This is a genomic window from Sphingopyxis sp., from assembly GCF_036675685.1.
Lineage (GTDB): Bacteria > Pseudomonadota > Alphaproteobacteria > Sphingomonadales > Sphingomonadaceae > Sphingopyxis.
In genome coordinates, this window is record NZ_JAKFEM010000022.1 from 135,043 (window position 1) to 158,313 (window position 23,271).

At 65.1% G+C, this 23,271-nt stretch carries 22 protein-coding genes and 2 tRNA genes; 11 read left to right on the forward strand and 13 right to left on the reverse strand.

All coding sequences use genetic code 11. The features are described 5' to 3' along the window. The first annotated feature begins 34 nt into the window (after positions 1–34). Positions 35–460, forward strand: a complete 426-nt coding sequence (locus V6M50_RS10010) for a hypothetical protein (protein WP_332818416.1) — start codon at positions 35–37, stop codon at positions 458–460. 151 nt (positions 461–611) lie between these two features. Continuing rightward, positions 612–1,946: a Xaa-Pro dipeptidase gene (locus V6M50_RS10015; protein WP_332818417.1), complete on the forward strand. Its 1,335-nt coding sequence runs from the start codon at positions 612–614 to the stop codon at positions 1,944–1,946. A 119-nt stretch (positions 1,947–2,065) separates the two neighbouring features. On the opposite strand, the gene V6M50_RS10020 is transcribed toward V6M50_RS10015, so the two are convergent. Beyond that, entirely contained in the window at positions 2,066–2,848 is a 783-nt protein-coding gene (locus V6M50_RS10020) for a tyrosine-protein phosphatase (protein ID WP_332818418.1), read from the reverse strand. Between the two features lie 2 nt (positions 2,849–2,850). Beyond that, positions 2,851–3,654 carry a crotonase/enoyl-CoA hydratase family protein gene (locus V6M50_RS10025; RefSeq protein ID WP_332818419.1) on the reverse strand — a complete coding sequence of 268 codons (804 nt, stop codon included), beginning with the start codon at positions 3,652–3,654 and terminating at the stop codon, positions 2,851–2,853. Positions 3,655–3,704: 50 nt separating this feature from the next. On the opposite strand from V6M50_RS10025, the gene V6M50_RS10030 reads away from it, so the two are divergent. Beyond that, positions 3,705–4,844, forward strand: coding sequence for an acyl-CoA dehydrogenase family protein (locus tag V6M50_RS10030; RefSeq protein ID WP_332818420.1), 1,140 nt, complete (start codon positions 3,705–3,707; stop codon positions 4,842–4,844). Then, a complete protein-coding gene (locus tag V6M50_RS10035) occupies positions 4,841–5,551 on the forward strand; it encodes an acyl-CoA dehydrogenase family protein (protein WP_332818421.1) in 711 nt (236 codons plus the stop codon). Before V6M50_RS10030 ends, V6M50_RS10035 begins: the two co-directional genes overlap by 4 nt. Positions 5,552–5,555: 4 nt before the next feature. Here V6M50_RS10035 and V6M50_RS10040 read toward each other — a convergent pair whose 3' ends face one another. The 6 genes from V6M50_RS10040 to V6M50_RS10065 all read right to left on the reverse strand — a co-directional run bounded on the left by V6M50_RS10040 (position 5,556) and on the right by V6M50_RS10065 (position 12,405). Continuing rightward, positions 5,556–6,686 carry a CaiB/BaiF CoA transferase family protein gene (locus V6M50_RS10040; RefSeq protein ID WP_332818422.1) on the reverse strand — a complete coding sequence of 377 codons (1,131 nt, stop codon included), beginning with the start codon at positions 6,684–6,686 and terminating at the stop codon, positions 5,556–5,558. Between the two features lie 17 nt (positions 6,687–6,703). Next, positions 6,704–7,954 carry an acetyl-CoA C-acetyltransferase gene (locus tag V6M50_RS10045; protein WP_332818423.1) on the reverse strand — a complete coding sequence of 417 codons (1,251 nt, stop codon included), beginning with the start codon at positions 7,952–7,954 and terminating at the stop codon, positions 6,704–6,706. Between the two features lie 67 nt (positions 7,955–8,021). Continuing rightward, complete coding sequence (locus V6M50_RS10050) at positions 8,022–8,804, reverse strand: SDR family NAD(P)-dependent oxidoreductase (RefSeq protein ID WP_332818424.1); 783 nt, start codon at positions 8,802–8,804, stop codon at positions 8,022–8,024. A gap of 12 nt (positions 8,805–8,816) precedes the next feature. Then, positions 8,817–10,022, reverse strand: coding sequence for an acyl-CoA dehydrogenase family protein (locus V6M50_RS10055; protein ID WP_332818425.1), 1,206 nt, complete (start codon positions 10,020–10,022; stop codon positions 8,817–8,819). Continuing rightward, positions 10,019–11,113, reverse strand: a complete 1,095-nt coding sequence (locus tag V6M50_RS10060) for an acyl-CoA dehydrogenase family protein (protein ID WP_332818426.1) — start codon at positions 11,111–11,113, stop codon at positions 10,019–10,021. The genes V6M50_RS10055 and V6M50_RS10060 overlap by 4 nt, the downstream gene beginning before the upstream one ends. Before the next feature lie 110 nt (positions 11,114–11,223). Next, positions 11,224–12,405 (reverse strand): acyl-CoA dehydrogenase family protein, encoded by a 1,182-nt coding sequence (locus tag V6M50_RS10065; protein WP_332818427.1) that lies wholly within the window; start codon positions 12,403–12,405, stop codon positions 11,224–11,226. A 121-nt stretch (positions 12,406–12,526) separates the two neighbouring features. Between V6M50_RS10065 and V6M50_RS10070 the strand changes: the two genes are divergently transcribed. Next, positions 12,527–13,507 (forward strand): NAD(P)H-dependent flavin oxidoreductase, encoded by a 981-nt coding sequence (locus V6M50_RS10070; protein WP_332818428.1) that lies wholly within the window; start codon positions 12,527–12,529, stop codon positions 13,505–13,507. Positions 13,508–13,620: 113 nt separating this feature from the next. Next, positions 13,621–14,724, forward strand: a complete 1,104-nt coding sequence (locus tag V6M50_RS10075) for a flavin reductase (protein ID WP_332818429.1) — start codon at positions 13,621–13,623, stop codon at positions 14,722–14,724. 8 nt (positions 14,725–14,732) lie between these two features. Here the strand turns inward: V6M50_RS10075 and V6M50_RS10080 are convergent. Further along, positions 14,733–14,823: transfer RNA gene (locus V6M50_RS10080), tRNA-Ser, on the reverse strand. Between the two features lie 73 nt (positions 14,824–14,896). Between V6M50_RS10080 and V6M50_RS10085 the strand changes: the two genes are divergently transcribed. Next, entirely contained in the window at positions 14,897–15,892 is a 996-nt protein-coding gene (locus tag V6M50_RS10085; protein WP_332818430.1) for a peptidylprolyl isomerase, read from the forward strand. Positions 15,893–15,894: 2 nt separating this feature from the next. Beyond that, positions 15,895–16,209, forward strand: coding sequence for a DUF1905 domain-containing protein (locus tag V6M50_RS10090; RefSeq protein WP_332818431.1), 315 nt, complete (start codon positions 15,895–15,897; stop codon positions 16,207–16,209). Here the strand turns inward: V6M50_RS10090 and V6M50_RS10095 are convergent. Then, a complete protein-coding gene (locus V6M50_RS10095) occupies positions 16,199–16,339 on the reverse strand; it encodes a hypothetical protein (protein WP_332818432.1) in 141 nt (46 codons plus the stop codon). The two genes, V6M50_RS10090 and V6M50_RS10095, sit on opposite strands and share 11 nt — an antisense overlap. 104 nt (positions 16,340–16,443) lie before the next feature. Here V6M50_RS10095 and V6M50_RS10100 point away from each other — a divergent pair. Further along, positions 16,444–16,518, forward strand: a tRNA-Thr gene (locus V6M50_RS10100). 63 nt (positions 16,519–16,581) lie between these two features. On the opposite strand, the gene V6M50_RS10105 is transcribed toward V6M50_RS10100, so the two are convergent. Further along, complete coding sequence (locus V6M50_RS10105; protein WP_332818433.1) at positions 16,582–17,460, reverse strand: LysR substrate-binding domain-containing protein; 879 nt, start codon at positions 17,458–17,460, stop codon at positions 16,582–16,584. A 155-nt stretch (positions 17,461–17,615) separates the two neighbouring features. On the opposite strand from V6M50_RS10105, the gene V6M50_RS10110 reads away from it, so the two are divergent. Beyond that, positions 17,616–19,934: a CDC48 family AAA ATPase gene (locus tag V6M50_RS10110; protein WP_332818434.1), complete on the forward strand. Its 2,319-nt coding sequence runs from the start codon at positions 17,616–17,618 to the stop codon at positions 19,932–19,934. A 2-nt stretch (positions 19,935–19,936) separates the two neighbouring features. Here V6M50_RS10110 and V6M50_RS10115 read toward each other — a convergent pair whose 3' ends face one another. Further along, the gene (locus V6M50_RS10115) at positions 19,937–21,244 is read right to left on the reverse strand and encodes an MFS transporter (RefSeq protein WP_332818435.1); all 1,308 of its coding nucleotides are present in this window, start codon (positions 21,242–21,244) and stop codon (positions 19,937–19,939) included. A gap of 152 nt (positions 21,245–21,396) precedes the next feature. Here V6M50_RS10115 and V6M50_RS10120 point away from each other — a divergent pair, with 152 nt between their 5' ends. Next, on the forward strand, positions 21,397–22,035 hold the full coding sequence (locus tag V6M50_RS10120; RefSeq protein WP_332818436.1) for a class I SAM-dependent methyltransferase: 639 nt from the start codon (positions 21,397–21,399) through the stop codon (positions 22,033–22,035). Here V6M50_RS10120 and V6M50_RS10125 read toward each other — a convergent pair. Further along, on the reverse strand, positions 22,032–23,228 hold the full coding sequence (locus V6M50_RS10125) for a phospholipase D-like domain-containing protein (protein ID WP_332818437.1): 1,197 nt from the start codon (positions 23,226–23,228) through the stop codon (positions 22,032–22,034). The genes V6M50_RS10120 and V6M50_RS10125 overlap by 4 nt on opposite strands. Between the last annotated feature and the right edge of the window lie 43 nt (positions 23,229–23,271).

Consider the following 23,271-nt stretch of genomic DNA (forward strand, 5'->3'; position numbering starts at 1 on the left):
TATCGCGGCCTCCTGAACAATGGGGGCTTTCAGGATGAACTTTTCCCTAGGCAAGGTGCTTGGCGTGATCGGCGGGATCATTCCGCTCGTCTATATCGGATGGCTGCTTCGTCATTTTGTCGGCGTCGGCGGCGGAACGGCCGAGGGCGTCGCCTTTATCGGCCTCGGCCCGACGGTGATCGGCCTTTCGATCGTTGGCCTGCTGTTGGCGCTGCCGCTCATCATCAAGCTGCTGCGCGTCGCGACGGGTGTCAACCGCGTGCCCGGCGCCAACCTGAAACCGGGCGAAGTCTCCGATGCACCGGCGTTCGATGCCGATGAGGTCTTTGCAAACTATATGCGCAAGCGCGATGCCGGAGAGGAGGGTACGCCCGCGGCCGACCCGTCGGCCGATCCGGCATTTTCGGACCTGCAGCCATTCACGCCGCGCCCCGGCGGTTTCGGCCGCAAGACGGTCTGATTTTCCGCAATCAATCCTAGTTTGGGGCGATCTGTTGCTCCGACGCGCCGGTCCCGAATGTACGAGACTGCGGTCCGACCAATTTTCCGCTGTCCTACGAAGCCCGCATTTGCCATCACCGCGATGGGCAACAACAACAGACGGGTCGAATATGCAATCCAGTGTTAAGTTCGGGAGTTTTCTGCGGGGAATCGCGTTCGGCGCGACCGCGATTTTCACGGCGTCGATCGGCCCCGCCCAGGCGCAAAACAGCAGCGGTCAGACCGTCGTCACTGCCGCGCGCTACATCGATGTCCTGTCCGGCAGGACGGTCGACCATCCCGCGATCTTCATCGGCGCCGACGGCCGCATCACCAGCATCGCCGATGCGCGCACGGTGCGTTGGGGCAGCGCGGTCAAGCATATCGATCTTGGCGACAAGACGCTGCTTCCGGGCCTCATCGACATGCACGTCCACCTCGACGGTCCCGCCGACATCGGCGGCTATCGCGGGCTCGAATTTACCGACAGCTTCTGGGGCATGACCGCGGTCAAGAATGCCAACGACATGCTCGGCGCGGGCTTTACGACCGTGCGCAACGTCGGATCGAGCGACCGCAACGACATCGGGCTCAAGCAGGCGATCGACGCGGGCTATGCCACGGGTCCGCGCATCGTTCCCGCGGGTTATGCGCTCGGCGCGACCGGCGGGCATTGCGACAGCACTTTCCTACCGCCCAGCCTCGAGAAGAAGGACGGCAAGGAAGAGGGCATCGGCGATACGCCCGAGGAACTGCGCTATCAGGTCCGCCGCCAGCGCAAATATGGCGCTGAGGTGATCAAGGTCTGCGCGACCGGCGGCGTCTTTTCGCGCAACACCGAGCCCGGCCAGCTTCAGGTCTCCGAAAGGGAACTCGCGGCGATCGCCGACGAGGCGCACCAATGGGGCATTCGCGTCGCCGCCCACGCGCACGGCGCGGCGGGCATCCGCGCCGCCATCGCCGCGGGAATCGACACGATCGAACATGCGAGCCTGGTCGACGACGAGGGCATTCGCATGGCTGTGGCGCGCAAACAGCCGGTGTGGTTCTCTATGGATATTTACAACACCGAATATACGCAGGCCGAGGGCGCGAAGAACGGCGTGCTCGAGGATAATCTGCGTAAGGATCGCGAGATCGCCCAGATCCAGCGCGACAATTTCCGCAAAGCGGTGAAGGCCGGGGTGCGCATGGTATTCGGCTCCGACGCCGGCGTGATGCCGCATGATCAGATCGGCAGGCAGTTCCGCGTCATGGTCGAATATGGCATGACCCCGCTGCAGGCGATCCAGGCGGCGACGAAGAACGCCGCCGAGGCGCTCGACCGCGAAAAGGATGTCGGGGCGATCGCGGTGGGGCGCTATGCCGACATCGTTGCGGTCGACGGCGATCCCTTGGCCGATGTGCGCCAGCTCGAAAGTGTCGATGCGGTGGTCAAGGGCGGAGTGCTGGTCCGGGGCAACTAAAGACGTCGCCCCCGCGAAGGGCGATCAGAGTCACGTGCCTCTGAACGCGGCCGCGATCGGCTTTGCGCAAGGTTGCCAGCGGCCCCCGCCTTCGCGGGGGCGACGAAGTACCTAGGTGTTCAGTATACCACCAGCCTGTCGGTCAACGCCTCGCGCATGTCAGGGGTGAAGTTCAGCACCGCTTCGGCATAGGTCGGCACGTCGCCATGGTCGCGGCGTACCGTTGCCAATGCGGCGTCGAGGAAGATCGGGTTGACCGACATCAAGGTACGGATCGCATCGTCGTGGATTTCGGCGCCATAGCGAGCGCGGATGACGTCGCCGCCCTGCGCGATGCGCTCCTCGATCTTGCCCGCGGTGTTGGTGAGCAGATAGTCGTGCATCAGATCGTCCTCATGCACCCCGAGCAAACGGTGGACGACGGCAACGGCAAAGCCGGTGCGATCCTTGCCCGCGACGCAGTGCACCAGGCTCGGCGCATCATATTCGGCGAGCGCCGAAAGATAGAGGCGCAACGTGTTCACCAGCACGGGGCGATAGGGCATGCTGGCATAGACATCGACCATTCGCGACCGCGCGGTGTCGTTATCGATCGTGCCGCCCGCGGCTTGCAGGTGCGGCGCAAGTCCCGCGGTATTGCCATCGGCGAACAGGACGCGCGCCGAAAAATTCTCCGACCGGCGGCACGGGTGCGCTTCGCGTTCGTCGTCACCGCGCAGGTCGACGATCGTCTCGATTCCCAGATTGTCGATCGTGTCCAGATCGTCTGACGTCGCGTCCTGATGATGCGCCGAACGCCACAACACGCCGCTGCGCAGCCGTCCGCCGCCTTCAATGGCGTAACCGCCATAATCGCGGAAATTGTGGATGCCGGCCAGTGGCAGGACTCGCTCGGCTATCATGGTCACTCTCCTGTAAACACCGGCGGGCGCTTCTCGATAAAGGCGTCGATCGCCTCGCGATTGTCGGCCGTCTCGTGCACGATCGCCTGATAGGCGGCGCTGAGCTCCAATATGTCGCTCATCCGGCTGTGCTGTGCCTCGCGAAGCAATCGCTTGGTCAGCCGCAGCGCGCGCGGCGGGTTGCACACGATCCGCTCGGCAATCGCGATGGCGCGGTCCAGAAGTTCCGCGTCGGGCACGACGTCCGTGACCAGACCATATTCCTTTGCCTGCGCCGCGTCAAAACGGTCGCCGGTCAGGAAAAGTTCGGCGGCGCGCGGATAGCCGAGCACTTTCTGGAGAAGCCACGCCCCGCCGTCGCCCGGGACGATCCCGACCTTGACGAAGCTGCACGCGAATTTCGCGCTCTCGGCGGCAATGCGGATGTCGCAGGTGCAGGCGAGGTCGCAGCCAAGCCCGATGGCATGGCCGTTGATCGCGGCGATCATCGGGATTTCACAATCCATCAGCGCGCGGATCACCGCCTGCACGCCCTTACGATAGTTGGAGCGCGTGGAATCGGGCTGGTCGAGCACGCCGATGCCGGTGCGGTCCTTCATGCCCTTGAGGTTGCCGCCGGCGCTGAACGCCTTGCCGCTGCCGGTCAGGATGATGGCGCTGATGCTCCGGTCGTCGCCAAGCTCGCGCATCGTCGCGATGATGTCTTCGCAATCTTCGTGGGTGCCGATCGCATTCATGCTCTCGGGCTTGATCATCGTCAGGATCGCGATCTTGCCCCGTCGCTCGACACTCAAAAATCCGCCCATGCTCAAAATTCCTTTGTCTTTGGTCAAGGCTATTGCATGGCTGTGGCGACATGCAAGGCTTTGCGCTCTATCCTTTCGATCCACCGGGCGACATTGCCGCACTGCGCACCGATTTACGGGCATGGCTTGCGGCGAACCAGCCGATGAAAGATGTCGTCGCGCGGGCGAATTGCTGGGCGAGTTTCGACGCCGATTTCAGCCGTGCGCTCGGATCGGCGGGATATATCGGTATGACATTACCGGCCCGCTACGGCGGCGGCGACCGGCATCCGCTCGAACGCTATGTCGTCATCGAGGAACTGCTGGCAGCCGGAGCGCCGGTCGGCGCGCACTGGATCGCCGATCGCCAGACGGGGCCGCTCATCCTGCGTTACGGCAGTGAGGAGCAGCGGCAGCGATACCTGCCCGGCATCGCGAAGGGCGAGCTCTACGCGTGCATCGGCCTGTCCGAACCGGGAGCCGGATCCGATCTCGCGGCGGTCCGGACAACGGCGCGCGAAACCCCCGATGGCTGGCGCGTAAATGGTCAGAAGATCTGGACCACGGGCGCGCATTTCTCGCACATCATGCTCGCGCTCGTCCGCACCGAAGAGGGCAGCGAGCGCAACGCGGGGCTCAGCCAGTTGCTGATCGACCTCGACACGCCCGGTATCGCCATCCGCCCGATCATCGACATGGCGGGCCATCACGATTTCAACGAGGTCTTCTTCGATGATGCGCTGGTACCGCACAGTGCACTGGTCGGCGAGCGCGGGCAGGGGTGGAAACAGGTCACCGCCGAACTCGGCCTCGAACGGTCGGGACCTGAGCGTTATCTGTCGAGCCATGCGCTTCTGGTCGCCTTGATCGATGCAGCGGGCTCCGATCCCGACCCCGCGGTCGCAACGTTGATTGGCGAACTCACCGCCGAGATGTGGACGCTGCGCCAGCTGTCGATGTCGACCGCAGCAAAGCTCGCGGCGGGTGAGGATCCGATGGTCGAGGCGTCGGTGGTCAAGGAGCTGGGCAATGCCTTTGAACAGGATATGCCGCGCCGCGTGCAGGCGATCGTCGATTGCAACTGGGACGACACCGACGATCTCGCAAGACTGCTCCGCGCGCTACTCATCGCCTCACCCAGCTTCTCGCTGCGCGGTGGGACGCGCGAGGTGATCCGCGGGATCATCGCGCGCGGATTGGGCCTGCGATGAGCGGCGCGCGCGACATGCTCTGTGACACCGCGCGGGCAGTCTTTGCCGAAGCGGCTGCGGCGGGCCTCGAACCCGTCGAGGAGGCGGGTTTCGCGCTTCTACTGGTGCCCGAAGAAGAAGGCGGTTTCGGCGGCAATTGGGGCGATTTGAGCGCGGTGTTGCAGATTGCCGGGGTAATGGTGCCCGGCCTGCCGGTTGCCGAATTGATGCTGCCCGATGCGAATGAAGCGCTCCTTGCCGCCGCGACCGTCAGCCTGATGGCGGGCGCGATGGGGCAAGCGCTTGCGCTGTCGATCGAGCATGTGAACACGCGCCAGCAATTCGGCCGTCCGCTCGGCAAGTTCCAGGCGGTGCAACAATCGCTCGCCGTGATGGCATGCGAGGTCCGTGCAGTCGACGCGGCGGCAGCGGCGCTGGCGGCACGGCTCGATGCCGCAGGGCTCGATCCGACGGCTGCCGATTTCGAGATCGCGGCGGCGAAACTGCGCGCCAATCGCGCCGTCGGCATCGTCACCGCGATCGCGCATCAGGTCCATGGCGCAATCGGCTTCACCCGGGAATATGATCTCAACCGCGTCACCATTCCGCTGATGCGCTGGCGCGGTAAGCATGGGAACGACGCCCATTGGGCGCAGCGCCTCGGCCGTCAGGTTGCGGGTTTCGGCGGGCGCGGCTTGTGGGAAGCAATGACCGCGTGCGCCGATTGATCCATCAGCGTACCGCGCCGCCTTCGCGCAGAGCGGCGATCTTGCCCGCATCATAGCCAAGACCGGCCAGCACGGCGTCGCCATCGGCGCCGACGGCCGGTGCCGGGCGCGGCGTGTCGTTGACCGTCGCCGAGTAGCGAGGTGACGGAGCCGGCTGGATCGCGCCGCCGATCGTCAGAAAGGTTTCGCGCGCGACATTGTGCGGATGCTGCGGGGCTTCGCCGAGCGACAGGATAGGCGCGAAGCAGACGTCGGTCATTTCCATGATCGCGCACCATTGGTCGCGCGTCCTGGTCGCGAACAGCGCGGTCAGCTTTTCCTTCAGCGGCCCCCATTGCGCCGGGTCCATCTGCGCATCGAAGGCGGGATCTGCATCCAGCCCCGTCTTCTCGCGCAGCAGCGCATAGAATTGTGGTTCGATCGACCCGATCGAGATGAACTTGCCGTCGGCGCAGGCGTAGCTGTCATAGAAATGCGCGCCGCCGTCGAGCATGTTGACGCCGGCTTCGTCCTTGAGCCGTCCGGCAGCATGGAACCACCAGCTCATGCCGGCGAGCAGCGCCGATCCGTCGGTCATCGCGCAATCGATCACCTGGCCCTCGCCGGTCCGCGCGGCGTGGACGAGGGCACTCGACATGCCAAAGGCGAGCATCATGCCGCCGCCGCCGAAATCGCCGACATAATTGGCGGGCGGAACGGGCTTTTCGCCCGCGCGTCCGATGCCGTGGAGCACGCCCGACAGCGAGATATAGTTGATGTCGTGCCCCGCCGCCTGCGCATAAGGCCCGAACTGCCCCCAGCCGGTCATACGCCCGTAAACGAGCTTCGGATTGTCGGCGAGGAGCACCTCGGGCCCAAGCCCGAGCCGCTCCATCACCCCCGGCCGATAGCCCTCGATGATCCCGTCGGCGCTCTTGCAAAGCTCGCGCGCGATCCGCACCGCGTCCGGGTTCTTCATGTCGAGCGCGATCGACGTGCGATTGCGGCTCAGCGGGTCGCGCGGGTCCATAAACCCGCCCGGCCGGTCGATGCGGATCACCTCGGCGCCGTGATCGGCGAGCATCATGCCGCAGAAGGGACCGGGACCGATCCCGGCAAATTCGATGATCCTGATACCCTTCAGCGGCCCGGTCACGTGACTCTCCCAGTCTCTCAGATACGTTCGATGATGATCGCGGGCGCCATGCCGCCGGCGGCGCACATGGTGACGAGGCCATAACGGCCGCCCGACCGTTCGAGTTCGTCGAGCGCGGTGCCGATCAGGATCGAACCCGTCGCGCCGATCGGATGCCCGAGCGCCATCGCGCCGCCGTTGATGTTGACCTTTTCGCGGTCGAGATCGAGGTCGCGGATGAATTTTTCGGCAACGACCGAAAACGCCTCGTTGATTTCCCAGACGTCGATGTCTTCCTTCTTCAGGCCGGCCTTTTCGAGCACCTTCTTCGCCGCCGGAACCGGGGCATTGAGCATCAGCGTCGGATCATCGCCGATATTGGCATAGGCGACGACGCGGGCGCGCGGCTTCAAGCCATGCTTGTCGGCATAGTCCTTCGACGTCAGCAGCAGCGCCGCCGCGCCATCGACGACGCCCGACGAGTTGCCGGCATGGTGGAAATGCTGGATTTCGACATCGGGATAGCGACGGTTGACCTGCTTGCGGAAGGTGAAGCCGCCGCCGAGGTCGAAATCGGCGAGGCCGATGAAGGCGGGCTTCAGCGACGCCAGACCCTCGGCCGTAGTTTCGGGCCGCGGAAACTCCTCATGGTCGAGCGCGACGCTGCCGTCGGTGTTGAGGACCGGCACCACCGATTTGTTGAAACGGCCTTCCTTGATCGCGCGATCGGCGCGCTGCTGGCTGACGAGCGCGAGTGCATCGAGCGCCTCGCGGCTGATCCCTTCGATCGTCGCGATCGCATCACCGCACACGCCCTGATGCGATTGCGGGTGGAGTTCGTCGAGCACTTCATGGCCCGACCCCATCAGGCGCTGGGGCAGGCCCGCATTGGCCTGTTCGGCGGCATAGGCCGTGGTGTAGCTCATCATCTCGGTGCCGCCCGCGATCACGCAATCTTCCATGCCGCTCATCACGCTGGCGGCCGCGAAATTCACCGAACTGATGCCGCCACCACAAAAACGATCGAGCGTCGTCCCGCTCGCCTTGGTGTCATAACCCGCCGAAAGCGCTGCCATGCGGCCGAGGTCGCCGCCCTGCTTTCCGTTCTGGCTGGACGTCGACCAGACGATGTCATCGACGGTCGCGGTGTCGAGGTTGTTGCGGTCGCGGATCGCGGCAAGCACCGTCGCGGCGAGGTGTTGCGGGTGTAGGTGCGACAACGCGCCCTTGCCGGGTTTGCCAACCCCGCGCGGGGTGCGAACGGCGTCGATGATATAGGCCTCGGCCATGGTGAATATCCTTTCGTGGAGAGCTTTGAGGATCGTCGTTTGATTGAAAAGCGAGTTGGCGGGGAGTTTAACGGGGGGCCATCCTGATCGCGCCGTCGAGGCGGACCGCCTGGCCATTGAAATAGGTGTTGCGGACCATTTCCATCGCGAGGCTCGCATATTCCTCGGCCTTGCCGAGCCGCTTGGGGAAGGGCACCGAAGCTTCGAGGCTTTCCTTCACCTTGGGGTTCATATTGCCAAGCAGCGGCGTGCCGAACACCCCGGGCATAATCGAATTGACCCGAATGCCGAGGTCCATCAAATCCCGCGCCATCGGAAGCACGAGCCCGTTCACACCGGCCTTGGCCGAGCCGTAGATGACCTGCCCGATCTGGGCGTCCTGCGCCGCGACCGAGGCGGTAAAGATGATCGCGCCGCGCTCGCCGTCTTCCATTTCGGGCAGCGTGGTCATGCCCTCGGCGGCGATCGATCCGATGCGATAACTGGCAGTCAATATGCCCGCGACGCCATAGGCATAATCCTCGGTCGACGTCCGCCGGAATTTGCCGGTTTCCTTGTCATAGGCGAGCGTCTTGCCGCGGCGCGAGGTCATCGCGCAATGGACGCACACGCGCTCCTGCCCATGCGCGGCGCGCGCCGTCGCGTAACCATCAAGAACCGACTGCTCGTCGGTAATGTCGACATGGACGAACAGCCCGCCGATCGATGCCGCGACCTCTTCGCCAAGCGCGTCGTTGATATCGAAAATAGCGACTTTCACACCCGATGCGGCCAGCGCTTCGGCGGTCGCGCGGCCGAGACCCGACGCGCCGCCGGTGACGACCGCTGCAATGGTGGAATCGATTTTCATGGGCGCACGTCCTCAGGCCGGAATCTGGTTGAAGGGGATGCCCTTGTCGGGGCGATGATCCTGCGGCAGGCCGAGGACCTTCTCTGCGATCGTGTTGAGCAATGTTTCATCCGAGCCACCCGCGATGCGGCCGGTCGGCGCGTTGATCCAGCTCGACGCCCAATCCTCCTTTTGCGAGGCATGTTCGTCGAAGAGGAAACCGTCGCTGCCCTGAAGGTCGATCGCAAGTTCCGACAATTTCTGGCGCGAGCGCACCGCGACCAGCTTGTTGAGCGAGCCTTCGGGCCCGGGCATCATGCCCGCCTGCATCATCAGCCGGGCGCGCACGTTGATCGAATCGAGCCCCGACCGCATCGCATGGTTGCGCGCGATCTGTTGCCGGATCCGGCCATCCTCGATCGCCGGGCGGCCGTTCAACCGGATATCCTTCGCCAGTTCAACGAACAGGTCGAGGTGCGGACCGAAACCCGCACTGTCGGTCGCGACATAGCGTTCGATCATCAGCGTCGCGATCGCGACCGCAAAGCCGCCGCCGACCGGCGACATGCGATGATCGTCGGTGATCTTCACATCGTCGAAGAACACTTCGTTGACGTGGCTGTCGCCGCCCGCAAGCTTGATCGGGCGCACCGTCACGCCGGGGGCCTTCATGTCGACCCAAAAGTAAGTGAGCCCCTTATGCTTCGGGACATTGGGGTCGGTGCGCACGACGATGACGCCATAGTCGCTGTAATGCGCCCAGCTCGTCCACACCTTCTGTCCGTTGATCTTCCACCCGTTGCCGTCGGGCTCGGCCTTGGTGCGCAGCCCCGCAAGGTCCGACCCGCCCGACGGTTCGGAAAAGAGCTGGCACCAGATCTCTTCGCCTTGCAGCGCCTTCAGCACCCGTTCCTTGACGAAATCCTTGTCGCTGCCGAACTGCATCAGCACCGGCACGGGCATGCCGAGCGAGATACCGAAATAGAAGCTCGGGAAACCGTGTTTCATTTCCTCGGCGTCGAAAGTGACCTTTTCGAGATGGCCGAGCCCCTGGCCGCCATATTCGGTCGGCCAGTTGATCCCCGCATAGCCGGCGTCGAACTTCGCCTTCTGGTACCCGCGGCCGAGCGCGAGATCGTCGGCTTCGGACAGGCCCTTGCGCGCCTCGCGCCCAAAGGTCGGCGCCATCGACTGGAGCCACGCAGCGGCCTTGGCGCGATAGGCATCGAGGTCGCTCATGCCGCTTCTCCCGCAAGTCGATCGACAAGAATGTCCTCCCAGAACAGGCTGCTGCCCTGTTCGATCGCGAGGCTGCGCGCGCGGCGCATGTGGAGGTGCAGGCCGATCTCCCATGTCACGCCGATACCGCCATGGATCTGGATGCAATCGCGTGCCGCGGTGTCATAGGCCTCGGTCGCCGACAGCCGTGCGGCTGCCGCGGCGGTGATAAAATCGGCGGCGCCTTCGCGCGCCGCGGCGTGGATGCAGTTCGCGCGTGCCAGTTCGACAAGACCATAGAGCTCGGCGATGCGATGCTTCACCGACTGGAAGGCGCCGATCGGCTGGCCAAAGGCGCGGCGGGTGAGGGCATAGTCGCGGGCGATTTCCATCAGAACTTCGGCGCCGCCGGTCTGTTCGTGCGCGGTGACGACGGCCTGTAGCGCCAATATGTGTAGCGCAGCCTCGCGCGCCGCGCTGCCGACGGCCAACGTTTCGGCGGGCGTGCCGGTAAAATCGAGGTCCGCAATCAGGCGGCTGTTGTCGAAGCTCGGGACGGCGGTCCGCCGAGCCTTGGCAAGATCGACAAGCGCGAGCACCGGCATACCCGGGCCGTTTGCAAAGACGACGGCCACATCGGCGGCGAGGCCGGCGGAAACGCCGCGCGCCGTGCCGTTGAGCCGGTCGCTGGTGATCGTCACATCGGGTTGATGGGGAAGCGCGTCGGCGCCAGCGGCAAAAGCGATCGCCCCGATGGTCTCGCCGCTCGCCAGTCCCGGTAACCAGCGCGACTTTTGCGCCTCGGACCCGAAAAGCTCGACGGCCTTGGCGGCTCCAAAGCTCGTTGTCAGGAACGGCGCGCCGCTGATGCTACGGCCCGCCTGGTGCGCGATCAGACCCAGCTCGATCAACCCGAGGCCCAGGCCGCCGTCCGCTTCGGGAAGGGCAAGCGCGGTCCACCCCTGTTCCCTGGCGGTATCCCAGAAGGGGCGATGATATTCGCCGACGATTTCGAGGAGCGGCAGCAGTGCATCCTTGCCGACCCGAGCCTCCAGAACGCGCCGCGACTCGGTTGCGATCGCCTGCTGGCCTTCGTCATAGAGGATGGTCATGCGCTCACCCGTCCTTCTCCCATTATCTCGTTGCGGCCAATGAAACGTACGTTGACGTAAACGTCAAGTGTTTTGCCGCTACGCTTTTCGCGCCGCAACTGACGGACGTGTCAGGCGAGCCCGGCCTTCCAGTCGCGACGGATCTTCTTGGCGAGGCTCCATTTGTGGACCTCGGTCGGGCCGTCGTAGATGCGGAAGGCCCGAACTTCGCGAAACACCTGTTCGACGATCGTCTTGTCGGTGACCCCGGTGCCGCCCATCACCTGAACGCAGCGGTCGGCGATCCGCATCAGTGCCTCCGACACCGCGACCTTCGCCATCGAGCTTTCGACCGTGCCGAGCGAGCCGGTGTCGAGCACGCCCGCGCACCAGTCGATCATCAGTTCGGCCTGTTTCAGGTCGATCATATTTTCGGCGAGCATGAAACCGACACCCTCATGGTCGATCAGCGGCTTGCCGAACGCTTCGCGGCGGTTCGCATAGTCGGTCGCGATCTCGTGCGCGCGGATGCACGCACCGAGCCAGCGCATGCAGTGCGACAGGCGGGCAGGGGAGAGGCGCACCTGTGCGTAACGAAAACCTTCACCGGCTTCGCCCAGCATCTGGTCGGCGGGCACGCGCAGATTGTCGATGGTCAGCGTCGCATGGCCGCCGGGCATCGAGCTGTCGATCGTGTTCGGCACATCCTCGATGCGGATCGCGGGGTCGGGCAGGTCGACAAGGAACATGCACGCGCCCTGTTCGGACTTTGCCATCACGATGCCGACCCGCGCGCCGAGCGCCCCCGTGATGAAGGTCTTGCGGCCGTTCACGACCCAGTGATTGCCGTCGAGATGGCACGTCGTCTTCATCATCGACGGGTCCGATCCCGCGCCGCCATCCTCGGCAGGCTCGGTCATGAAGAAGGCCGAGCGGACACGCCCCTCGACCATCGGCTTCAGGAAGCGCTCCTTGAGGTCGGCGCTGCCTTCCTTGCCGAGCAGATACATGTTGCCCTCGTCGGGCGCCATCGTGTTGCACGCGAGCGGGCCAAGCGGCGACAAACCGCTCTTGATCAGAACAACCGCGGTCTCGCGCTGGTTGAGGTGATCGCCGTCGCCCAGGATGTGCGGGGTCAGCACGCCCGCGGCGCGCGCATGGCCGCGCATCTCCATCACCAGCTCGTCGGTCGGCGCGCCATGATGGTCGCGGCGCGGGTCGCGCTCGAAGGGGACGACGGTTTCGCGAACGAAGGCTTCGACCTTTGCGGCAATGGCCAGCGCCCGATCCGATATGCCTTCGCGTGCCGTCATCCCGATTCCCTTCGCTAACTAACTATTTTCCTAGTCAACCCGACGTTGACGTAAGCGTCAAGTTATTTCATGGATCGAAGCGAAGATGCCGTAGGGGCAGCACCGTACAGGAGAGATCGGAATGGCTTTCAGGACACGCATCACCGAAATGCTGGGTATCGAGCATCCGATCGTCCAGGGCGGGATGCAGAGCGTCGGCTATGCCGAACTCGCCGCTGCCGTGTCGAACGCCGGCGGCCTCGGCATATTGACCGCGCTCACCCAGCCATCGCCCGCAGCCTTGAGCGCCGAGATCGAGCGTTGCCGCGCGATGACCGACAAGCCGTTCGGCGTGAACATGACCGTCTTTCCGACGATCAACGCGCCCGATTACAAAGCCTATGCGCAGGCGATCATCGACGGTGACGTGAAGATCGTCGAGACCGCGGGAACGCAGGCGGTGCGCGAGATCTGGGAGATGCTGAAGCCCCATGGCGTCACGATCCTGCACAAATGCACCGCGGTCCGCCACGCGCTGTCGGCCGAGCGCGCGGGCTGCGACATCATCTCGATCGACGGGTTCGAATGCGCGGGCCATCCGGGCGAGGACGATATTCCCGGCCTAATCCTGATCCCCGCCGCGGCGGACAGGGTGAAGATCCCGATGCTCGCGTCGGGCGGGTTCGGCGACGGCCGCGGCCTTGTCGCGGCGCTGTCGCTCGGGGCGGAAGGCATCAACATGGGCACGCGCTTCTGCGCTACGGTCGAGGCGCCGATCCACGACAATGTGAAACAGGCCTATGTCGACAATGACGAGCGCGGCAGCTTCCTGATCTTCCGCAGCCTCAAGAACACCGCACGCGTCGGCAAAAGTGCAGTGAGCGAAGAGGTGGTGCGCCGCCTCGCGGTGCCCGACGCGACTTTCGCCGACGTCGCTGAACTGGTGAACGGCAAGGCCGGCCGCGAGTTGCTCGAGACCGGCGACCTCGGCAAGGGCGTGTTCTGGGCGGGCATGGTGCAGGGGCTGATCCACGATATCCCGACCTGCCAGCAGCTCATCGACCGGATCATTGCCGAAGCCGATGCGATCGTCGACCAGCGGCTCGCATCGATGCGAGCCTGAATTCGCCCGGCACGCTGGCGCGGCGCGCGCGCTTTCGATATGGTCCGATTCTTCAGAGCTTGGTCATATCGAATGCCGCCGGCGTCAGCCTGCCGGCGCGGCAAGGGGGATTTTTGAGCCTCATCGAATATAAGGGTTTCGGCGGTGTTCCTCTGTCGGCCGACGTGCTGGGCGACGACAACGACCCCGCCGTGCTGCTGATCCCCGACGCCGGTCAAGGCCGCGCCGCCTGGCGCGATGTCGCCGACGCGCTCGTGCTTTCGGGGCGCCGCGTCGTGAACCTCGACCTGCGCGAAACCGGCGCGGCGGAAACGCCCGAAGACGGGCTGGCCCCGCATATCGAGGATCTGCGCCTCGTTCTCGCGCAGATGGGGTCGCGCCCCGTTGTTGTGGCGGCACGCGGGGGCGGCCGGATCGCGACGCGCGCGCTGGCGCCCGACGGCGCGCATCTTGCCGCCGGGCTCGTCCTCGTCGACATGCCGGTGGACGACGATTCCGTCGCAAGCGGCACGGCGGCCCGGCTTGCATTGCCGACGCTGGTCGTACGCGGCGGCCTGTCGCCGGCGCAGTGCAGCGCCGTCAGCGACGCGTTCAACGCCGCGCTGCCGATCGGCGAACATGTCGACATCGAAGAAAGCGACCTCGCGCTCGCGTCGGACCGGATGGAAGCCTTGCTCGGCCACCTCCTCGAATTCCTCGAACGGCGCCAGCCGCGCGAGGCGATGGAGTTCAAGGCCGGGTCGGACCCGCGGACGCTGCGCGACGCGATGGGCTGTTTTGCCACCGGCGTCACGATTGTGACCGCGCTCGATGCAGTCGGTACGCCGGTCGGGCTGACCGCGAACAGCTTCACCTCGGTATCGCTCGATCCGCCGCTCCTGCTGGTGTGCATCGCGAATTCGGCCGGAACCGGGCCCGCGCTGCGCGAGGCGGCCCATTTCGGGGTGAATGTGCTGCAGATCGGCCAGCAGCCCGCATCGAACCGCTTCGCGACCCGCGGCGAGGACCGGTTCGCGAACCTGCCCTGGGCGCCGGGGCAGACCGGCGTGCCGTTGCTGGCGAGCTCGCTGGTGTCGTTCGAATGCCAGCGCGAGTCGGTGCACGAAGCGGGCGACCATTATATTCTCGTCGGCCGCGTCGTGCGCGCGCAGTTCGAACCGCACCGCGACCCGCTGCTCTATTTCCGCGGGAAATATCGTCGCTTGCACTTCGCTTGATGTGAAAATGGCGGAGCGGGAGGGATTCGAACCCTCGATACGCTTTTGACGTATACTCACTTTCCAGGCGAGCGCCTTCGACCACTCGGCCACCGCTCCGCATGCTTGGAACGCGCGCCCTAATCGCTTGGCGGGGCTTTCGCAAGCCGATTGGGCGTGGCAGACAGGCCGGATGAAACATCTGTTCCTGACGGCTGTTGCGGCCGCGTCGCTCGTCCTTCCCGTCTATGCCGGAGAGCCGGCGCCGATCCCGTCGCCCGGCGAGATAGCGGCCACTGCGCCCGCGAGCGACTGGATCGCTATTGCGCCGTCCGACCTGCTGGTGATGGACCTCGCGCCCGACGCCAAAGGCAAAGCACGCCGCGTCGTCATCCAGTTGATGCCGGCACCGTTCAGCCAAGGCTGGATCGGCAACATCCGCAAGCTCGCCGCCGCGCATTGGTGGGACGGGACGAGCGTGAACCGCGTGCAGGACAATTATGTTGTGCAATGGGGCGACGCGACCGAGAAGAAACCATTGCCGGCGGGTTTGGCTACCGTATCGGAAAGTGAATATGTCGCTGCCCCGAGCGCATCAATGCTCGACACGCTCCACGCCAACCGCAAGCGGAAAGAGCAGGTCGTGAAGCAGTGGCGGGCATCACAACCCTTTGCCATCTACACTCCAGATACGCGTAAAAAGGTCGACGCATACTCCGATATTCAGGGATTCGTGAGCGGCTGGCCGATCGCGGGCGGCTCCGAGATTTGGCCGGTTCATTGCTATGGCGCCGTTGGCGTTGGCCGCAACCTGTCGCCCGACACGGGCAGCGGGGCCGAACTCTACACGGTGATCGGTCACGCGCCGCGTCACCTCGACCGCAACATCGCGCTCATCGGCCGCGTAATCAGCGGGATCGAGCATCTGTCGAGCCTGCCGCGCGGGACGGAGGCGCTCGGCTTCTATAAGTCCGAAGCGGAGCGCGTGCCCATCGCTTCGATCCGCATCGCCAGCGAACTGCCCGCCGTCGAGCAACCGCGCTTCGAATATCTGTCGACCGAAAGCGACAGCTTCGCGCGTTACGCCGATGCGCGGGCCAATCGTCGCGATCCTTTCTTTATCACGCCCGCCGGCGGCGCCGACATCTGTAACATTCCAGTGCCCGTGCGCCCGGTCGCTGCGAAATAGCTTTGGAAGATTTCACGGTCACGACGCCACTGTGGCGCTGGCAGTCGGCGACCGCGCCGGCCGCCTGGTTCTTCGTCACGATCGCGGGTGACGAGGCAGACGGGATTCGCCTCGCCGCGATCGGCGGGCAATGGCTCGACGGCCGCAAGGGATTCGGCTCCGCACGAGTCGAGGCGACCATCGGCAAAACCCGCTGGAAAACCTCTGTCTTTCCGCACAAGGAAAGCGGCGGCTGGCTGCTCCCCGTAAAGGCGGCGGTGCGAAAGGCGGAAGGGCTCGCCGAAGGCGACGATGTGACAGTAACCGTCAGTCTTTAGCCGGATTTTCGGTTTTCGTCTCGCGTGCCTGCGCCTTGCGCTTGCGCAGATTGTCGCGCAGCGCTTCGGCCAGGCGGCGTTCGCGTTCGATGTCGGCGGGAGAGGGCGTCTTGCTCACGAGGCGACCCATGCCCGCGAAATCGCCACATCGTCAAGCCTCGCACCTTGACAGGCGAAGGGCGCCCCGCCATAGGCCGCGCCTGCCCAGCGAACAGGCGTTTGAGGGCTTTTGCTGCTGCTGTAGCTCAGTGGTAGAGCGCGTCATTGGTAATGACGAGGTCGGGAGTTCAATCCTCCCCAGCAGCACCATTTTCCGTTTATGAAGATTTGCCCGACGGGGCCTCCGCGCTGCCCGCAGGCTACGGGCCTTGCTCAGATTTTCGCCGCCAGCAGCCAGTCATGAAACAGCTTCACCGCGGGCTGGCGCAATGCGCGCGGGCGGCACACGAACCAATAGCTGTATGGGCTGTCGACGTCGAAATCGAACAGGCGGACGAGCCGCGGGTCGTGTGCGTCATCGAAATGATGGCCGTGCATGAAGGCGACGCCGATGCCCTGCGCCGCGGCCTCGAGCATCAGCGGCCCCGAATCGAAATAGTCGATCCCCGCGGGCTCGAGATAGGGCATGCCGATCGCCTTCTTCCATTCGCTGAAAGTCTCCGGCATCTCGCGGTGGAGCAGGACCGTCATTCGCTGCAATTGCTCGGGCACGGCAATCGCCCGGTCGCCGTCTGCGAGGGTACGCGAGGCAATGGGGAACACCTTGTCCTGGTCGAGCCGGGCGGCATAGAGCGCCGGGTCGATCGAACGGGCGAGCGCGATTGCCGCGTCGATGCCTTCGCCCAGCCGCGCCTCGGCGTGCGACATGGTGTCGATGTCGATATGCAGTTCGGGATGCTTGCGCCGGAGTTCGGGAAGGCGCGGGAACAGGCGTTGCTGTGCAAAGAGCGGCAGGACGTTGAGGTGGAGGCGGAGCGACGCGTCGGGGCTGCCGACCTGGCCGATCGCGGTACGCAGCTCGTCGAGAATCGGCGACAATTGCTCCTGCAACGCGCGTCCGGCTTCGGTCAGGCTGAGGCCATGATGGTGCCGGTTGAAGAGTGGGCGCCCGACGGCATGTTCGAGCGTCTGGATTCGGCGCGACAGCGCGGGCATCGACAGCCCGAGTTCGATGGCGGCGGCCTTGACCGTGCCATGGCGGGCAACCTCGAGAAAGGCTTCCATGCTGCTGAGGGGAGGAAGGCGTGGCATATCCGGATGCGATGATGACATGACACCGCGGGACATGCCAGAATTTTGTGCAGTGCGTCATAAGTCGTTGCAGCCCAAGGGAGGATGGGGGGGGTCGCAAATCGGGAACGACCACCCTATCTTCGGCATTCTGACCTTTTTGAGGGAGACGCGCATTGGCCGACGCAGCGGTAAAAGAAAAACAGGTGAAACTGCAGGTGGCGAATTCGCGCGCCGAGGAGAGCGGCGGCGGCATCGCACGCATCCCGCGCTCTACCATGGCCGAACTTGGCGTGACCGAAGGCGATATTATCCAGATCAGCGGCAAGCGGCAGACCGCATCGCGCGTCGTCGCGCCCTATGCCGAGGACGAGGGGCTCGAAGTCATCCGCCTCGACGGCCTGCAGCGCGCCAATGCCGGTGCGGGCGCGGGCGACATGGTGGTGCTGAGCCGCGTCGAAACGCGCCCCGCGACGCGCGTCGTGTTCGCCCCGGCGCAGGAAAATCTGCGCCTGCAGGGTTCGGCCAATGCGCTGAAGCGCAGCTTTTTCGGCCGCCCGCTCGTCGCGGGCGATACCGTCGCGACCGCGGGGCAGCAGCGGCTGGAGTCGGGCGATATGCCGCCGCAACTGCGCCAGATGCTCAATGCGCCCGCCTATGCGCTTGCCGAGGTTCGCCTCATTGTTGTTTCCGCGGCGCCCAAGGGCGTCGTCTTCATCGACGAGAATACCGAGATCGAGCTGCTTCCCGAATTTCAGGAGCCGCAGGACGCGCGCCGCACCGATGTCACCTATGACGATCTCGGCGGCTTGGGCGAGACGATCGACCAGCTGCGCGAGATGGTCGAACTGCCGCTGCGTTACCCCGAACTCTTCCGCCGCCTCGGCGTCGATCCGCCGCGCGGGGTACTGCTGCACGGCCCGCCGGGAACGGGCAAGACGCGGCTGGCGCGCGCGGTCGCGAACGAAAGCGAAGCGCAATTCTTCCTGATCAACGGTCCCGAGATCATGGGGTCGGCCTATGGCGAGTCCGAAAAGCGGCTGCGCGATATTTTCGAGGCTGCCGCAAAGGCCGCGCCGTCGATCCTGTTCATCGACGAGATCGATTCGATTGCGCCCAAGCGCGGGCAGGTGATGGGCGAGGCCGAAAAGCGGCTGGTCGCGCAGCTCTTGACGCTGATGGACGGGCTCGAGCCGCGGACGAACCTGGTCGTGATCGCGGCGACCAACCGCCCCGATGCGATCGACGAGGCGCTCCGCCGGCCCGGCCGCTTCGACCGCGAGATCGTGATCGGCGTTCCCGACGAGAGCGGGCGGCGCGAGATACTGGGCATCCACACGCGCGGCATGCCGTTGGCGGAGGACGTCGACCTCGCCGAACTGGCGCGCACGACCTTCGGTTTCGTCGGCGCCGACATGGCCGCGCTGACCCGCGAAGCCGCGATCGAGGCGGTGCGGCGCATCATGCCCAAGCTCAACCTTGAAGAAGGGACGATTCCGCCCGAAGTGCTCGACGAGCTGCGTGTGACGCGCGAGGACTTCAACAACGCGCTCAAGCGCGTCCAGCCGTCGGCGATGCGCGAAGTGATGGTGCAAGCGCCCAAGACGCGCTGGAGCGACATCGGCGGGCTCGATGCGGCGCGCGACAAGCTGATCGAGGGGATCGAGTTGCCGCTGAAGAATCCCGAGGCGTTTCGTCGGCTCGGCATCCGTCCGGCGAAAGGTTTCCTGCTCTATGGCCCACCCGGGACCGGCAAGACCCTGCTGGCCAAGGCGGCGGCGCGCGAATCCGACGCCAATTTCATTTCGATCAAATCGTCGGACCTGCTCTCCAAATGGTATGGCGAGAGCGAGCAGCAGATTGCGCGCCTGTTTGCCCGCGCGCGCGCGGTTGCACCGACGATCGTCTTCATCGACGAACTCGACAGTCTGGTGCCCGCGCGCGGCAGCGGCACGTCGGGTGAGCCCCAGGTGACCGAACGCGTCGTCAACACGATCCTCGCCGAAATGGACGGGATCGAGGAGATGCAGTCGGTGGTGGTGATCGGCGCGACGAACCGGCCGAATTTGATCGATCCGGCGTTGCTGCGTCCGGGGCGCCTCGACGAGCTCATCTATGTCGCCGTCCCCGACAAGGAAGGCCGCCGCCGTATCCTCGAAATCCAGACCGGCAAGATGCCGCTTGCGAAGGATGTCGATCTCGCGGCACTCGCGGAAAAGTCGGATCGCTTCACCGGCGCCGACCTCGAGGATCTGACGCGGCGCGCGGGGCTTGCCGCGCTCAAGCGCTCGCTCGATAGCGATACGGTGACGATGGAGGATTTCGAAGCCGCGCTAAAAGACACGCGTGCTTCGGTCACCGAGGCGATGGAAAAGGATTATGAAAAGATCCAGGGCGAGATCAAACAGAACGCCATGAGCGTCGATCCGATCGGTTTCTTCGCGCCCGGTATGCTCAAGCCCGTGCGCGAGCGGAAGCACGACGCGGGCGAATAGGATCAGGTCGCGGGCTGGTCCTGCCGAAGCGCGGACCAGCCCCACAGGACCAGCCAGCCGCAGAAGCCCGCCATCAGGCCATAGGCGGCCATTGGGTGCCAGTTATAGAGCAGCACGCCGACCGCGGGCGATACGATATAGGCCGACCCGTTGATCGACGCGGTCATGCCCGCGACGCTGCCTTGGTCGCGGCGCGGCACCGACAGCGATGCGCCGGCGGTGAAACCGGGCCGGAACAGCCCGAAGCCCAGCGAGGCGAGGGCGAAGCCGATGACGATACCGTGCAGATCGGATGAGAGGCCGATCAGCACGAGCCCGATTGCACCGAGCACGGCGCCCGTGAGCACGGCGGTTCGCGCGGTCAGCTTGAGGATCGGGATCAGTCCCCACTGCGCGAGCAAGGTTGCGACCGCCCCGGCCATCAGGACGATGCCGGTGATCGCCGCGCCCTCGTCGGGACGGAGGCGCAGGCCGAGCCGGTCGAGGATCAGGAAGCCGATGACGCCGAGCATCATCGCCTGTGCTTGTCCGCCGAACAGGCCCGCCAGCAGCCAGGGCCGCACGCGCGTGTCGGTCCAGCGCAGCGGCGGCGTGTCGACACTTTCGTCGAGCACCTGATCTTCGGCTTCGTCGGCCGCGGTCTGCGGCGACGCGCCGGTGGTGGGGTAGGAAACGATCGCACCGCGCGCCGCGAAGCGCGGGACATCGTCGGGCAGGCGCCAGCGCAGCGCCACGAGCACCGCGAGGCCGATCAACGCGAAAACGAGCAGCGGGCCGGCGAGGCCGACGAAGGGCAGGATGAAAAAGGGTGCAATCGCCGGGCCGATGACGGTTCCGAGCCCGAAAGACGAGGAAACGAGCGACAAAGCCTGCGTCCGCTCCTCGGGGTCCGTCCGCGCGGCGACATAGGCCTGCACCGCCGGCGGCGACGCCGATCCCAGGCCGCCATAGAGGCTGCGGAACAATGCGAAGAGAATGAAGGTCGTGCTGGCGGCGAGCCAGCCTTCGAGACCCGACCACAGCACGAGGCCGCACAATGCCATTGAGGAAAGAAAGCCGATAACGCCGAGCGCCATCAACGCCTTGCGCCCGCGCTTGTCCGACTGGCGCGCCCAGTGCGGGGCGGTGAGCACCCACAAAAGCGCCGACCAGCTGAAGGCGAGGCTGACCCAGACGTCGGGGATGCGCAATTTGGCGCCGATTGCGGGCAGGATCGACTGCATCGCGGTGTTTCCCGCGGCGGCGACCAGCATCACCGCGAACAGCACCGCCATGCGGTCGGAAGGAATCGAGCGCGATATGGTCGCCATGTCCTCCCCCCTCGCTCCGCCATCGGCGAACTGAAACCTGCTTCTCCCTACATGCGCCGACGGTCCTGTCCAGAGTCAAGACCCACTCTTTCCTTGCGCCATCGCGTCGATTTTGCCACGCCCTGTGCGACTGCAACAACGCGAAAGCCATCATGACCAATCCGCGGGCGCAGGCCCAAGAATCTAAAGTCCCGCTATCCCGCCGGATTCGCGTCGGGCTCAAACGCTTTTTCGGGCCGTGGGGCATGTTCGTCCGCGGCTTCATCAAGCACCCGGTCATGGTCGGATCGATCGTTCCGTCTTCGCCGACGCTGATCCGCCACATGCTGCGGCCCGTCGACTGGAAAAATACCAGGCTGTTCGTCGAATATGGGCCCGGCGTCGGCACCTTTTGCCGCCCCGTGCTCGAGCGCATGTCGGGCGACGCGACGCTGATCGCGATCGACACCAACGAGGATTTCATCGATTATCTGCGCAAGGACATCCGCGACAGCCGCTTCATCGCGGTTCACGGGTCGGCGGCCGATGTCGAGGAGATCGTGCGCGCCCACGGTTTCGAAAAGGCCGATTACGTCCTCTCGGGCCTGCCTTTCTCGACGCTTCCTGCCGGCGTTGGCCCGGCGATCGCATCGGCTACGCACCGCGTGCTTCGTCCCGGCGGCGCTTTTCTGGTTTATCAGTTCCGTGCCCGCGCGCGCGATTTCCTCGCCGCGCATTTCAATCGCATCGACAATGCGTTCGAATGGGTCAATGTCCCGCCCTGCTTCCTGTTCTGGGGCTGGAAGGACTAAACTTCCGTATCGGGGTCGGTTTCGGCGAGCCCGAAATTGAGCCGCCGCGACACTGTATAGTCGGCGACGCCGACGACAAACCAGGCGAGCGTCCAGCGCAGCCGTGTCAGCCAGCCTGCGCGCGCCTTGTGGACCTTGGGCGTGATGACGTCGCAACCACCTTGCTGCGCCGCGATGAAATCGCGCATCTGCTGCGCGAAACCGGCGTCGGCGACGCGCAGCATCACCTCGACATTCACGAACAGGCTGCGCATGTCGAAATTGGCGGTGCCGACATAGACAACATCGTCGATGACGATCAGCTTCATATGCAGCCGGCACGGGAGATATTCCCAGATTTGCGCGCGTTTTCGTAGCAGATAGCCGTAGAGCAGGCGCGAGGCGCCGATCGTCGCCGCATTGTCGGACTTCGCCGCCATCATAAACCGTGCCCGCCCGTCACGTGCGACACGGCCAAGGCGTCGCAGCATGCCCTGGCCGGGCGAGAAATAGGCCATCGCCATGTCGAGTTGCCGCGCGCCTTCGAGATCGGTTCGTACCGCGCGCGCCCAGGGAGAGAGGCGTTGCGTCGGGCCGCCGACGAGCCAGGTTACCGGCCCCGCGTCGACCGGCCATTCGCGGATCAGGCGGCGGAGCATCAGCAGCTTGCCGTCGTGGTTCACGGTATAGTCGTGGATTTCCTCGAACCAGGCGACCATCCGTGCCACCGACGGCCCGCGAACGACGATCCCGAGATCGAACCAGCACCGCGCCCCACCGCTGCTGAGATAGGGATCGGCGACATTGAAGCCGCCGGTGACGGCGACCGTCTCGTCGATCAGCAGCAGCTTCTGATGATTGCGGATCAGGTAACTCGACCGCCAGTGCCGTGAAAAAAAAGTGACGCTGCCGCCGGCTTCGCGCAGCGGGCCAAAGATGCTGTCGGAGATGTCTGACGATCCGAAACTGTCGATCACCGCGCGAACGCGAACGCCGCGGCGGGCGGCCGCGGCCATTGCATCGAGTATGCGTGTCCCGGCTTCGTCATGCTTGAAAATATACATGATCATGTCGATGGAGCGGATCGCGCCGGCGAGCAGCGCAAGGATTCGCTCGAGCCGCAAGTCGCCGTCGACGATGACCTCCAGCCGATGTCCGGCCACGTCCGCCGTCAACATATCGATCGGGCTGGCGGAGACGGGCGGGTTGGTCATGTCCCGCTCATAGGCGGCGGGCCGGGAAGGCCGCAAGGGGCGG